The organism is Clavibacter tessellarius, assembly GCF_001618005.1.
GTDB lineage: Bacteria > Actinomycetota > Actinomycetes > Actinomycetales > Microbacteriaceae > Clavibacter > Clavibacter tessellarius_A.
Genome location: NZ_LQXA01000051.1, coordinates 57,467 through 71,781 on the forward strand (window position 1 = coordinate 57,467; position 14,315 = coordinate 71,781).

The window sequence follows — 14,315 nt, forward strand, 5'->3', positions numbered from 1 at the left end:
GGATGGGACGGGATGGTGTGGTGTGGGGAGGCGCGGGTGCGTGGGGTCAGCGGGTGGTGGTCGCGTCCGCGGCCCCGGGGGAGGCGGCGCGGGCGTCGGACGCGCCGGCGGCGGACGCGGTGCCGGATGCGCCCGCCTCGGCCCGCGGACGGCGACCCCGCCGCGCGAGCGTCAGGTAGGCGGCGAGCGTGGGCACGACGTACAGCACCCAGGTGATCGCCTCGAGCCACGTGGTGGCGGGGGAGAAGTTGACGGTGCCCTTGAGGAGCGTGCCGTACCAGGATCCGGGCGGCACGGCGCCGGAGACGTCGAACGCGAGCGCGTCCAGCCCCGGCAGGATGCCCGCCTCCTGGAGGTCGTGCACGCCGTACGCGAGCACGCCGCCGGCCACCACGATGAGGAGCGCGCCCGTCCAGGTGAAGAAGCGGGCGAGGTCGATCCGCAGCACCCCGCGGTACACGAGCCAGCCGAGCGCGACGGCGGTGACGATGCCGAGGCCGGCGCCGAGGAGCGGCAGGGTCGTGGCGCCGGTGGCCTGCACGGCCGACCAGAGGAACAGCGCCGTCTCGATGCCCTCGCGGCCGACCGCGAGGAACGCGACGGCGACGAGGCCCCAGGCGGCGCCCTGGATGGCGCGGTCGACGGCGCCCTGGAGCTCGGAGCGCATGTCCTTCGCGGTGCGGAGCATCCAGAACACCATCCAGGTGACGAGGCCCGTGGCGACGATGGAGAGGGAGCCGCCGATGGCCTCCTGCGCCTCGAACGTGAGCCCGTAGGCGCCGTAGGTGAGGATCGCGCCGACCGAGAGCGCGAGGAGCACCGCCAGTCCGACGCCGAGCCACAGCCGGCCGAGCACGTCGCGTCGGCCGATCCTCACCACGTAGGCGATGAGGATGGTGACGACCAGCGCGGCCTCGAGGCCCTCGCGCAGGCCGATCAGGTAGTTCGCGAACACGCGTGCGCCTCTCCGGGCGGTGGGCGCGTCGGGCGCGCCCTATTGCTGATGTGGGGAAATGTAGGTGAGGCTTGCCTTACCTCGTGCACAGTAGCGCGGGGCCGGGAGCGCGTCCAGTCCGTCGTCCCCCGCGGACGGCGGAGTGCGCGGGTGCGCGGCCCCCGCGCCCAGCGAGCGGCATCGCGCGCGCGGATAGGATCGCCCGATGATCCCCGGCTCGACCTCCCGTCCCGCGCGCGAGCACGTCCTCTTCGTGCACGCCCACCCCGACGACGAGAGCATCGTCACGGGCGGCACCATCGCGAAGCTCGTGCGCGACGGCGTCCCCGTCACCGTGCTCACCTGCACGCGCGGCGAGCGGGGCGACGTCATCCCGGAGGAGCTCCGCCACCTCGAGGGCGACCTCAAGGCGCTCGCGGACCACCGGGAGACGGAGCTGGCCGACGCCATGGCCGCGCTCGGGGTCGTCGACCACCGCTTCCTCGGCGACGTCGGCGCGCGCTGGCGGGGGCTCGTGCCCCGCCGCTACGTCGACTCCGGCATGGAGTGGGGCGACGACGGCGTGCCCGTGGCCCTCCAGCCGCTCGACCCCGACTCGCTGTCCGCCGGCGACGAGGCCGACGAGGCGCGCGACGTGCTGGCGGTCATCGCCGACGTCGACGCGACCACCGTCATCACCTACGACGACCACGGCGGCTACGGCCACCCCGACCACAAGCGCGTGCACGTCATCGCCACCTGGGCCGCCGAGGAGGCGGGGGTGCCGGCGTACCTCATCACCACGACCGAGTCGTCGGCGCGGGAGGCGCACGAGCGCGTGGCCGCGCGCGGCCGGTTCCCCGCACCCGACGCGCGCCCGGCCGGCATGCTCGTGCTGCCCGACGACGCCGTGGACCTGGCGGTCGACGTCACCGAGGTGCTCGACGCGAAGACCCGGGCCATCGCCGCGCACCGCACGCAGGTCGTCGTGGACGGCGACCAGTTCGCGCTGTCGCACGGCGTCGGCGAGCCCATCGGGGCCGTCGAGCTGTTCCGGTCGCACCGGCCGGCCGGCGCCGACGGCGCGGCGGGCGACGCCGACCTCGCGCCGCGCGGCCTGCAGCGCATCGGCACCGCCGCAGCGTCCCTCGTGCTCGGCCTCCTCGTGGGCGCCATCGGCACGGTCGCCCACCGCGCGCCGCTCGCGGTCGGCGGGGTCGGCGTCCCCGTCGGGCTCGTGCTCGCGCTCGTGACGCTCGCCTGCCTCCTCGTCGCGTTCCGGCTGCTGCTGGTCGACCGGCTGCACGCCCTGTGCCTCGGCCTCGGCGCGGTCGTGGCCGTGGCGGTGCTCGGGATGAGCGGGCCCGGCGGATCCGTCCTCTTCCCGCGCGACTGGGTGAGCCAGGTGTGGGCGGTCGCGCCCGCGATCCTCGTGGCCGTGGTCGTCGTGTGGCCGCGGTTCGCGCCGCGCGGCCATGCCCGGCCGGACGGCGCCCCGGGGTCGTCCGCGGACGGCGCCCCGGCGGGTGCCGCTCACGGCGCCGCGTAGACTCTCTCGGGCCGCACCGCTCCCGGAAGGACCCGCCCGAAGTGACCTACGTCATCGCCCTACCCTGTGTCGACGTCAAGGACCGCGCCTGCATCGACGAGTGCCCGGTGGACTGCATCTACGAGGGCGAGCGGTCGCTCTACATCCACCCCGACGAGTGCGTGGACTGCGGCGCCTGCGAGCCCGTGTGCCCCGTCGAGGCCATCTACTACGAGGACGACCTGCCCGAGCGCTGGAGCGACTACTACACCGCGAACGTCGAGTTCTTCGCGGAGATGGGCTCGCCCGGTGGCGCCACCAAGGTCGGCGTGACGCACTCCGACCACCCCGTCATCGCCGCGCTCCCGCCCCAGAACGGCTGACGCGCGTGGCCCTCGGCGAGCTGCCCGACTACCCCTGGGACCTCATGGCCCCGTACGCGGAGCGGGCGGGGCGGCATGCGGACGGCATCGTGGACCTGAGCATCGGATCGCCCGTCGACCCGACGCCGACGCTCATCCGCGACGCGCTCGCCTGGGCGACCGACGCGCACGCGTACCCGACCACGGTCGGCACCCCGGAGCTCCGGCGGGCGATGGTCGACTGGCACGCCCGGCGCCGGAACGCCGACCTCGACGTCGAGCAGGTGCTGCCGACCATCGGCTCCAAGGAGATGGTGGCCTGGCTGCCGTTCATGCTCGGCCTCGGCGAGGGCGACGTCGTCGTGCACCCGCGCGTCTCGTACCCGACGTACGCGATCGGGGCGGCGCTCGCGGGCGCGGAGAGCGTGCCGGCCGACGACCCGGCCGCGTGGCCCGCGTCCACGCGCCTCGTCTGGCTGAACTCGCCCGGCAATCCCGACGGCCGCGTGCTCGACGTCGACGAGCTGCGGGCCGCCGTCGCGCGCGCCCGGGAGCTCGGCGCCGTGATCGCGAGCGACGAGTGCTACGCCGAGCTCGGCTGGGAGGGGGAGTGGGCCGACGGGCCGACGCCCTCGATCCTCGACGCGCGCGTCGTGGGCGACGACCACACGGGAGTCCTCGCGCTCTACTCGCTGAGCAAGCAGTCCAACCTCGCGGGGTACCGCGCCGCGCTCGTGGCAGGCGACCGGGACGTGATCGCGCGGCTGATCCGGGTCCGCAAGCACACGGGGCTGCTCCCGCCCGCGCCGCTCCAGCACGCCATGGCGGTGGCGCTCGGCGACGACGACCACGTGCGCGCCCAGCGCGAGCTCTACCGAATGCGCCGCGACGTGCTCCGGCCCGCGCTCGAGGCCGCCGGCTGGCGCATCGACGCGAGCGAGGCCGGCCTCTACCTCTGGGCGACGCGCGGGCGCGACGCCTGGGAGGGCATCGCGGAGCTGGCCGACCTCGGGATCCTCGCCGGGCCCGGCCCGTTCTACGGCGATGCGTCGCCCGAGCACGTGCGCCTCTCGCTCACGGCGACGGACGAGCGCGTCCAGGCGGCGGCGGCGCGGCTCCGCGCCGCCTCCTCCACGTAGCACGACCTCCGACGGATCCGCCCGGATGCTGGCGGAGGCGACAGCGTCCCGGTCGGCCCTTTAGGCTGTAGTCGGCTCGGATCCCCGGCGCCGCGAGGGCGCCACGAGCGCCCGGCGGCGCGCATCCCCCGGGCCACCCACCCAGACTCGAGGAGGCGCCGTGACCGATGGCGGGCAGCAGGCGGACGACCGGCCGAAGGCGGACGAGCCCCAGGCGCAGGAGAAGCCCACGGCGACGCTGACGTACCCGGGCGGACGGGTGGAGTTCCCCATCCTCCCCGCGGTCGACGGCGCGTCCAGCATCGACATCTCGGCGCTCACGAAGAAGACGGGCCTCACGACGCTCGACAACGGCTTCGTCAACACGGCGTCGACCCGCTCGGCCATCACGTACATCGACGGCGAGCAGGGCATCCTCCGCTACCGCGGCTACCCCATCGAGCAGCTCGCGCGCCAGTCGAGCTACCTCGAGGTGGCTTGGCTCCTCATCCACGGCGAGCTGCCCACCGCGGACCAGCTCGGCGGGTTCGAGGAGGACATCCGCCGCCACACGCTCCTGCACGAGGACTTCAAGGGCCTCTTCCGCGCCCTCCCCACGAACGCGCACCCCATGTCGGTGCTGTCGAGCGCGGTGTCCGCCCTCTCCACCTACTACGAGGACTCGCTGAGCGTCCACGACCCGGAGCAGGTCGAGATCTCCACGCTGCGCCTGCTGGCGAAGCTGCCGGTCATCGCGGCGTACGCGCACAAGAAGAGCCTCGGCCAGGCGTTCCTCTACCCGGACAACTCGCTGTCGTTCGTGGACAACTTCCTCCGCCTCAACTTCGGCAACAACGCCGAGCCCTACGAGGTGGACCCGGTGGTCAGCCGCGCGCTCGAGCGCCTGCTCATCCTCCACGAGGACCACGAGCAGAACGCGTCGACGTCGACGGTGCGGCTCGTCGGATCCACCGAGGCGAACATGTTCTCCTCCGTCTCCGCGGGCATCGGCGCGCTCTTCGGTCCGCTGCACGGCGGCGCGAACGAGGCCGTGCTGGCGATGCTCGGCCGCATCCGCGACTCCGGCGAGGGCGTCGACCGCTACGTGGAGCGCGTGAAGAACAAGGAGGACGGCGTCCGCCTCATGGGCTTCGGGCACCGCGTCTACAAGAACTTCGACCCGCGCGCCCGCCTGGTGAAGGAGAGCGCCGACGAGGTGCTCGCGGCCCTCGGCATCCAAGACCCGCTGCTCGACATCGCCAAGGAGCTCGAGGCCGTCGCGCTCGCGGACGACTACTTCATCGAGCGGAAGCTGTACCCGAACGTCGACTTCTACACGGGCGTCATCTACAAGGCCATGGGCTTCCCCACGCGCATGTTCACGGCGCTGTTCACCATCGGGCGCCTGCCCGGCTGGATCGCGCACTGGCGCGAGATGAACGAGGACCAGGCCACCAAGATCGGCCGTCCGCAGCAGCTCTACGTGGGTCAGCCGGCGCGCGACCTGCCCCCGCGCGACTGACCGCGAACGACCGCGCGACCCACCCCGCGGCCCGCCTCGAGCGCTCGGCGGACGCTCCCGAACAGGGGGCGTCCGCGGGCGCCGGATCCCTGTGCCCGCGCGGATCCGGAGCCTAGACTCGACGGGAGCCGATCACCCGCCACCGCCCGCACCAGTCCCTGCCGTCGGTCCGAACCCGATGAGGGGGCCATGGCCAGACGCCTGCCGTCGTCCCCGCCGGTGCTGCCGGGGTTCAGCTACGTGACGGTCCTCGGATCCGGCGGCTTCGCCGACGTGTTCCTCTACGAGCAGGACATGCCCAGGCGGCAGGTGGCGGTCAAGGTCATGCTCGCCGAGATCGTGACCGACCGGCTGCGCGCCATGTTCCGCGCCGAGGCCGACCTCATGGCGCAGCTGAGCGCGCACCCGTCCGTGCTCACGGTGCACCAGGCGAGCGTCGCGGCCGACGGGCGGCCCTATCTCGTGATGGAGCTGTGCTCGTCGAGCCTCAGCGACCGGTACCGGCGCGAGCCGCTCGGCGTCGCCGAGGTGCTGCGCGTGGGGATCCGCATCGCGAGCGCCGTGGAGACCGCCCACCGCGCGGGCGTGCTGCACCGCGACATCAAGCCGGCGAACATCCTCACGACCGCGTTCGGGCACCCCGTCCTCAGCGACTTCGGCATCGCGTCCACGCTCGAGGACGCGGCGGCGACCGACGCGGTGGGCTTGTCGATCCCGTGGTCGGCGCCCGAGGTGCTCGCCGACGAGAGCCCGGGCACCGTGCGGAGCGAGGTGTGGTCGCTCGCGGCCACCGTGCACTCGCTGCTCGCCGGACGGAGCCCGTTCGAGGTGCCGGGCGGGCGGAACGCTCCCGCGGACCTCGTCGCCCGCATCCAGAAGGCCAGGCCCCTGCCGACCGGCCGCGCGGACGTGCCCGAGCGGCTCGAGCTGGTGCTGCGCCGGTCGATGTCGCGCCAGCCGGAGGCGCGGCCGGGTTCGGCGCTCGCGTTCGTGCGCGAGCTGCAGGCGGTGGAGGCGGAGCTCCAGCTCGCGCAGACGCCGCTCGAGGTGGCGAGCGAGGAGTGGGCGTCCGCGGTGGCGGCCGGGGTCGAGGAGGACGACGACCCGACGCGCGTGCGCGGCATCGTGCAGGTGGATCCGGGCGCGGCCGGCCCGCGTGCCGTCGTCCGCCGGGTGCGGCGGAAGGCGACGGTGACAGCCGGCGCTCCCCGGGCGCGCGCGGTGGCGGGTGCCGGGGCGGCGGGTTCCGGGGCGGCGGCGGGCGCGCGACCGTCGGCTGCGGATCCCGCCCGGCGCGCGTCCGCGCGCGGCACGGGCACCCCGTCCGCGTCGGAGCCGGGGCGCGCGGATCCCGCGTCCACCTCCCTGGGCCGCTCCGGATCCGGGCCCGTGGGCGCCTCCGGCTCCGGCCGCCCGCCCGCGCCGGGACCGCGCCCGTTCCTGGTGCGGAACCGCATCGCGCTGGTGGCGGCGGCGTCCGGCGCGGTCGTCGCGAGCGTGCTGGTCGGCGTGCTCCTCGGCGGATCCGGCGGCGGCACCGGGGCGCGCGACATCCCGGTCGTCGGCGCCATCGAGGCCTCCGCGACGGACGACGGCATCCTCTTCTCCTGGGACGACCCCGGCCTCGGCGCCGACGACGCGTACCAGGTGGTGCGCGACGGCGGCCTGCCGAGCACCCAGCGCGACACGTCGTTCCGGGTCACCTCGGGTGGCCCGGGGACCGCGGGCGCGGCGGGCTCGGGCGACCGGGCCTGCGTCACCGTGACCGTCACGCGCGACGGCGTCGCCGGCCGGGCGTCGACCGAGAAGTGCGCCGAGCTCCCGCGATGATCCGCGACTGGATCCGCCGCCACCGCCAGGCCGCGACCACCGTGACGGGAGGCGCCGTCGTGCTCGCGCTCCTCACGGGCTTCGCGCTCGTCTCGGACGGCTACGACGCCCAGCGCATCGACCTCGACGACGGATCCGTGTGGGTCGTCAACGCCGCGCAGCAGGCCATCGGCCGCGCCAACACGCAGGTGCTCGAGCTCGACAGCGTGGTCGACTCCCGCAGCGAGGACATCGACGTGCTGCAGTCCGGATCCACCGTGCTCCTCGCCGACCGCGGCGCCTCGCGCCTCGACGTGGTCGACGACGCCACGAGCGCGGTCGTCGACACGGCGCCGCTGCCCGCGGGCGCGGAGGTGATGCTCGCCGGGTCGCGCGTCGCGATCCTCGTGCCCGCCACCGGCCAGCTCTGGCTCGTGCCCGTCGCGGGCCTCGCCGCCTTCGACGCGGTGAGCGCACCGACCCTGTCGCTCGGCGCCGACGCGGTCGCGTCGATGGCCGACGACGGCACGCTCCTCGTCTACTCGGCCGCCTCCGGCACGCTCTCGCGCATCCGCGCCGCCACGGACGACACCGTCGAGGAGACGGTGGACGTGGGGCCCGTCGGCGCGCCGGCGGAGGGGGCGGCCGTCGACCCCGGGGCGGATCCCGCCGCCGCCGTGCCCGGCGAGACCGTGGAGGCCGGGGTGGCGGGCCGCCCGGCCGCCCGCCGCCTCGCGCTCACGGGCGTCGACGGACACTGGGCGCTGTACGACGCCGACGCCCGCGCCCTGCGGGTGGACGGGCGTGCGGTCGACCTCGGCGGATCCGTCGCGGCCGACGCGCAGGTCGCCCTCCAGCGCGCCTCCTCCGCGGGCGACGCCGTGCTCGTGGCCCACACCGGCGGCCTGCTGCAGGTGCCCGTCGCGGGCGGCGCCCCGGTCGTCGTCGCCGACCGCGCGTCCGGCGCGCCCGCCCGGCCCGTGCGCGTGGACGGCTGCGAGTTCGCCGGCTGGACCGGCGGATCCTCCTGGCAGCGCTGCCTCGACGCCGCCCCGACCTCGCTGACCGCGCTGACCGCACCGACCGCGCCGACCGCGCCGGTCGCACCGGTCGACTCCGCCGCGGTCGGCGGCGCGGAGGCCGGCGACGCCCGGCGCACCCCGGCCGGCGCCCTCACCGACATCGCCGGGGTGTCCGCGCAGTCCGCGCTCCGGTTCCTCGTCGACGGCCCGCGCGTCGTGCTCAACGACGTGCGTGGCGGCGCGGCCTGGGCCGTGCAGCGCGGGGCGGGGGTCATCGACAACTGGTCGGACCTCATCGACCGCGAGCGGTCCGACACGGTCGTCGAGCAGAGCACCGCCGACATCCCGCCCGAGACCGACCGCGTGCAGCAGCCGCCCGTCGCCGTCGCCGACGACCTCGGCGCCCGGCCCGGCCGCACGAGCCCGCTGCCCGTGCTCCTCAACGACCACGACCCGAACGGCGACGTGCTCGTGATCGACTCCGTCACCCCCGTGGACGCGCAGGTCGGCGCGGTCGACATCGTCGACGAGGGCCAGGGCCTCCAGCTCGCGCTCGCGCCCACGGCGGCGGGCACCGTGCGCCTCTCCTACGTCGTGAGCGACGGCCGCGGCGGCACGGCGTCCGCCGACGTGCGCGTCGCCGTGCGCGACGCGGACGAGAACGCGCCGCCCGTGCAGACGCGGCCCGCCACGGGCACGGTCGCCGAGGGCGGCCGCCTGCAGGCCGACGTGCTGGGCGGCTGGTACGACCCCGACGGGGATCCGACCTACCTCACGCGGGCGAGCGTCGCGGCGCCCGACGCCGTGAGCTGGAAGCCCGACGGCCGGGTCGTCTACACGGACGCGGGGGCCGGCGGCGACACGCGCACGGTCGCGCTCCAGGTGTCCGACGGGCGCGAGGAGGGCGCGGGCGAGCTCGTCGTCACCGTCCGCCGCGCGGGCGACGTGCCGCTCGTGGCCGAGGGCTTCGTGGTGCAGGCGTCGGTCGGGCGCGAGGTCACGGTCGATGCGCTCCTGCATGCGCGCGGCGGGAGCGGCGCGATCCGGCTGGCGTCGGCGCCCGCGCGACCCGGCGTGCAGGTCACGCCCGACCTCGAGGCCGGCACCCTCCGCCTGCAGGGCACCCGGACCGGCACGCACCTGCTCGAGTACACCGTGACCGACGGGCGGACCACGGCCACGGGCGTCGTGCGCGTCGAGGTGCGCGGCGCCCCCGAGTCCGACGGCCGGCCCGTGACCGTGCCGCACACCGTGTTCGTGCGGGCGCTCGAGGCGCAGGACGTGGACGTGCTCGCCGCTGACTTCGATCCCGCGGGCGGCGTGCTCGTGGTCACCGACGCGGTGTCGCCCGGCGACGCCGCCGGCGTGCGTGCGGAGGTCGTGGGGCAGCGGCTCGTGCGGATCACGCTCACCCGGCCGCTCGACGGACCCGTGGACGTGGGCTACCGCGTGAGCAACGGCGTCGCGGACGCGACGGGCGTCATCACCGTGATCGAGGTGCCCGAGCCCGCCGTGCGGCAGCCGCCCGTGGCCGTCGACGACCGCGTGGCCGTGCGCGTGGGCGACGCCGTCGACATCCCCGTGCTCGCCAACGACGAGCAGCCCGACGGCGACGCGCTGCGCCTCGACCCGGTGCTCGTGGATCCGCTGCCCGAGGGCGCCGGCCTCCTCTTCGCGAGCGGCGACCGCCTGCGCTACCTCGCACCCGACCGCACGGGCGACCACACGGCCGTCTACCGCACCGTCGCGCCCGACGGCCAGTGGGCGACCGCGACCCTCACGGTGTCGGTGCGCGAGGCCGACGCCGCGACCAACACGGCGCCCGTGCCGCGGCCGCTCACGGCGCGCGTGCTCGCGGGGGAGACCGTGCGGATCCCCGTGCCGCTCACGGGCATCGACCCCGACGGCGACTCCGTGCGGCTCCTCGGCCAGGACGCCGGGCCCGAGAAGGGCCAGGTCGCGGAGGTCGGGCCCGACTGGATCGACTACCGGGCCGGCGACTACTCCACCGGCACCGACGCGTTCGCGTACGCCGTGGTCGACGGGCTCGGGGCGCGCGCGACCGGCACGATCCGCGTGGGCATCAGCCCGCGGGTCGAGGGCGCCAGGAACCCGGTCGCGACGGCCGACGTCGTCACCGTGCGGCCCGGCCGGGTGCTCCGCGTGCAGGTGCTCGCGAACGACACGGATCCGGACGGCGGCGCGCTCTCGCTGGTCTCGGTGCAGCCGCAGTCCGCGGGACCCGTCGCGGGGCTCGACGGCGACACCGTGCGCGTCGTCGCGCCCGAGGAGGCCGGGCGCTACGGCTTCGTCTACGGCGTGCGGAACGCGCGCGGCGGCACGGACGAGGCGTTCCTCACGGTCGTCGTGGATCCGGCCGCGCCGCCCACGCGCCCGATCGCGCGCGACACCGTGCTCCAGCTCTCCGACGTGCTCGACCGCACGAGCGTCGACGTCGACGTGATGCGCAACGTGTTCTCCGCGGAGGGCGACGCGTCGGCGCTCGTGCTCTCCGTCGGCGCGGGCTACGACGACGTGGCGCGCGTGACGCCCGACGGCCGCATCCGCGTGGAGGTCGGCGACGCGCGCCGCATCGTGCCGTTCACGGTGGCGCAGCCGGACGACCAGGGCGTCACCGCGACCGCCTTCGTCTGGGTGCCCGGCTTCGAGGACACGCTGCCGCAGCTGCGCGTGGGACAGCCGCGGCCGTCCGTCGCGAGCGGCGAGCGGCTCGTCGTCGATCTCGACGACCACGTGGTGGCCGCGGGCGGCCGGGCCGTGCGCATCGCCGACCCCAACTCCCTCTCCGCCACGCACGCCGACGGACCCGTGGAGCTCGTCGACGACGACACCGTCGCGTACCGCAGCGAGCCCGGCTACTTCGGCCCCGCCGCGCTCTCCTTCACGGTCACCGACTCCGCGGGCGACGGCGGTGGGCGCACGGCCGCGCTCGTGCTCCCCGTCACGGTCACGCCCACCGAGAACCAGCCGCCCGTGTTCACGGGCGCGGTCATCGACCTGGAGCCCGGCCAGCCCAAGGACATCGACCTCGGCCGCCTCACCGCCTACCCGTACCAGGACGACCGCGGGCAGCTCGCGTACGCGATCGAGGGCGCTGTGGGCGAGGGCTTCCGCGCCTCCGTCGAGGGCGGCACGCTGCGCCTCTCGGCCGACGCGGGCGTGGAGAAGGGCGTCGCGACGTCCTTCGCCGTGAGCGTGCGCGACGCCACGCAGGCCGGACGCGCCGGACGGGTGGACCTCCGGGTCGTGCCGTCGACGCGGCCGCTCGCCCAGCCGGCGACCGACGAGGGCACCGTGACGCGCGGATCCGCCACCACGATCGACGTGCTCGCCAACGACCAGGCGGGGAACCCCTTCCCGGGCGCGCCGCTCACGGTCGCGTCCATCCGCGGGGCCGACGGCGCGAGCCTCCCGGCGGGCGTGACGGTGACGCCGTCGGCCGACCGCGCGACGCTCGCCGTCGCCGCGTCCGCCGACGCCGTGCCGGGCGACGTGCGCGTGCAGTACGAGGTGCGCGACGCCACGGGCGACGCGGGCCGGGCCGCGTTCGGCACCGTCGTGATCCACGTGCAGGACCGCCCGGGACCGGTCACGGCCCTCCGCGCCACGGGCTTCGCCGACCGCGCGCTCACGGTCGCGTTCGAGCCGGGCGTCGTCAACGGGTCGCCGATCACGGGCTACCAGGTCCGCGTGCTCCGCGGCGGTGTCGTCACCGCCACGACCACCTGCCCGTCCACCACGTGCACCGTGCCGACGCCCGGCAACGGCCCGTCGTCCGCGGTGCAGGTCGAGGTGCGGGCCGTCAACGGCGTGGGCGCCTCGGAGCCCGTCTCGATCTCGGGCCTGTGGTCGGACGTGCTGCCGGCCGTGCCCGCCGGCCTCGTCACCGAGCCGCTCGCGGACGGGCTGCGCGTGTCGTGGCAGCCGTCGGCGGTGCCCTCGTCGTCGAGCCCGGTCTCGCAGTACATCGTGACGGTCGGCGGCGTCACCCGCCAGGTGGCCGCGGACGCCACCAGCGTCGAGGTGCGGGATCCGTCGCTCGTCGCCGAGGTGCCCGTCGCCGTGAGCGTCGCCGCCCGCAACAGCGCGCAGGTGCAGGACGGATCCGCGTGGCTCACCGCCTCCATCACGGGCACGCCGCGCGGCGCCCCGACCGCGACCGGCACGCCCACCGCCGTCGCCGACCCGGCGGACGAGACGCGCGTCACGGTCTCCTGGCCGGCGTTCCAGGGGCCGGGCGTCGACGGGATCCGCTACCTCGTGGCCCCGCACGCGCCCGGATCCGCGCCCGGCTGCTCGGTCGCCACGGAGGGCGTGACGCCGTGGTCGGCCGAGCACGGTCCCGCGGTCGACGTGGGCGGCGCCACGAGCCACGTGTTCGCGGGCCTCGCCGCCGACCAGCCCGTCGCGTTCACGGTGCTCGCCGCCAACAGCCAGGGCTGCACGGTCGTCGAGGCCGGTCAGCTCACCCCGCGCGCGGCGCCCTCCGCGCCCGCCGTCACGGTCTCGCTGCCGCGCGGCGACCGGGGGACCGACGGACGTCCGCGCTCGAGCGGCTGGTCGGTCGCGGTCGACGCCGGCACGGCGGTCGACGCGCGCGCCGGCGACGTGCGGTTCGAGGCGGACGCAGCCGGCGGCACGATCGTCTCCTGGACCTCCACCCCGCCCGCGGTCGGCGGCGGCTACGCCCGGAGCGAGTGGCGCTGCGGCGGCGAGGGCGCGTGGACGGACGGCTCCTCCGGAGCGGCCGGATCCTGCGCCCTGCCGGCGGGCGCCGAGCGGATCCTGGAGGTGCGCGTCGCCGCGGACTCGGGCACCCTGTACACGTACGCCCACCGCGGATGACGGCCGACCCCGCGGCCGCCGGACCCGGACACGCCCACGCTCCCGCACCCGCACCCGCACCCGCACCCGCACCCGCGTCCGCACCCGGACCCGGACCCGCACCCGCACCCGCGTCCGCACCCGAGAGGCACGCCCCCATGACGATGACCGCCGACGAGGCCCGCGCCTTCCAGGACGAGTTCGCCGCGCTCGTGCGCAACGTGGAGCAGGTGCTGCTCGGCAAGTCGCACGTGGTGCGGCTCGCGTTCACCGCGATGGTGACGGGAGGGCACCTCCTGCTCGAGGACGTGCCCGGCACCGGCAAGACCTCGCTCGCGCGCGCCATGGCGCAGACGGTCGACGGCACGCACAGCCGCGTGCAGTTCACGCCCGACCTGCTCCCCGGCGACATCACGGGCGTCAGCGTCTACGACCAGCGCACGGGCGGGTTCGAGTTCCACCGCGGGCCCGTGTTCGCGAGCATCGTGCTGGCCGACGAGATCAACCGCGCGAGCCCGAAGACCCAGTCCGCGCTCCTCGAGGTGATGGAGGAGGGCCGCGTCACGGTCGACGGCGCGCCCCACGACGTGGGCGACCCGTTCCTGGTGATCGCGACGCAGAACCCGATCGAGCAGGCGGGCACCTACGCGCTGCCCGAGGCGCAGCTCGACCGGTTCCTGCTGCGCACCTCCATCGGGTACCCCGACCACGAGTCGATGCTCAGGATCCTGCAGGGCGCCTCCGTCAGCGCGCACGACGTGACGCTCGCCCCCGTCGCCACGGCCGCCTCGGTGCGGGCGCTGCAGGAGCGCGCGGGCACCGTGCACGTGGATCCCGCGGTCGCCGACTACGTGGTGCGCCTCGTCGACGCCACCCGCCAGGCGCCCGAGGTGCGGCTCGGCGCGAGCGTGCGCGGCGCCCTCGCCCTCCTGCGCGCCGCGCGCACCTGGGCCGCCGCGGACGGCCGGCACTACGTGGTGCCCGACGACGTGAAGGCGCTCGCCGAGCCCGTGCTCGCGCACCGCCTGCTGCTGGATCCCGAGGCCGAGTTCGACGGGGTCACCGCCACGAGCGTGCTGTCGCAGATCCTCATCGAGACCGTGCCGCCGCGCGACCGGCACGCGGGGGCGCCGTCCGCGGGCGACGCCGGCGCCGCGGGTGCCGGCGTCGGCACG

General features: G+C 75.9%; 8 protein-coding genes. 7 read left to right on the forward strand and 1 reads right to left on the reverse strand.

What is annotated here, in order from left to right:
* Positions 1–46: 46 nt before the first annotated feature.
* On the reverse strand, positions 47–955 hold the full coding sequence (gene efeU / locus AWH51_RS13800) for an iron uptake transporter permease EfeU (RefSeq protein ID WP_063072637.1): 909 nt from the start codon (positions 953–955) through the stop codon (positions 47–49).
* Positions 956–1,160: 205 nt separating this feature from the next.
* Between efeU and AWH51_RS13805 the strand changes: the two genes are divergently transcribed.
* From AWH51_RS13805 to AWH51_RS13835, 7 genes are all read left to right on the forward strand, one after another.
* Complete coding sequence (locus AWH51_RS13805) at positions 1,161–2,483, forward strand: PIG-L family deacetylase (RefSeq protein WP_063072638.1); 1,323 nt, start codon at positions 1,161–1,163, stop codon at positions 2,481–2,483.
* Between the two features lie 41 nt (positions 2,484–2,524).
* A complete protein-coding gene (gene fdxA / locus AWH51_RS13810; protein ID WP_043674720.1) occupies positions 2,525–2,845 on the forward strand; it encodes a ferredoxin in 321 nt (106 codons plus the stop codon).
* A 5-nt stretch (positions 2,846–2,850) separates the two neighbouring features.
* Entirely contained in the window at positions 2,851–3,963 is a 1,113-nt protein-coding gene (dapC, locus tag AWH51_RS13815) for a succinyldiaminopimelate transaminase (RefSeq protein ID WP_063072639.1), read from the forward strand.
* A gap of 160 nt (positions 3,964–4,123) precedes the next feature.
* Positions 4,124–5,464 (forward strand): citrate synthase, encoded by a 1,341-nt coding sequence (locus AWH51_RS13820; protein ID WP_081235137.1) that lies wholly within the window; start codon positions 4,124–4,126, stop codon positions 5,462–5,464.
* 189 nt (positions 5,465–5,653) lie between these two features.
* Positions 5,654–7,294, forward strand: coding sequence for a serine/threonine-protein kinase (locus AWH51_RS13825; RefSeq protein WP_063072640.1), 1,641 nt, complete (start codon positions 5,654–5,656; stop codon positions 7,292–7,294).
* The gene (locus AWH51_RS13830) at positions 7,273–13,161 is read left to right on the forward strand and encodes an Ig-like domain-containing protein (protein WP_131798146.1); all 5,889 of its coding nucleotides are present in this window, start codon (positions 7,273–7,275) and stop codon (positions 13,159–13,161) included. The genes AWH51_RS13825 and AWH51_RS13830 overlap by 22 nt, the downstream gene beginning before the upstream one ends.
* Before the next feature lie 137 nt (positions 13,162–13,298).
* Positions 13,299–14,315 (forward strand): AAA family ATPase (locus AWH51_RS13835; protein WP_063072642.1); only part of this gene is annotated, 1,017 nt, incomplete at its 3' end.

Bases quoted from the DNA above. Each gene is read 5' to 3' on its own strand.
- AWH51_RS13805 (WP_063072638.1), top strand. From the start codon at position 1,161: ATGATCCCCGGCTCGACCTCCCGTCCCGCGCGCGAGCACGTCCTCTTC.
- AWH51_RS13825 (WP_063072640.1), top strand. From the start codon at position 5,654: ATGGCCAGACGCCTGCCGTCGTCCCCGCCGGTGCTGCCGGGGTTCAGC.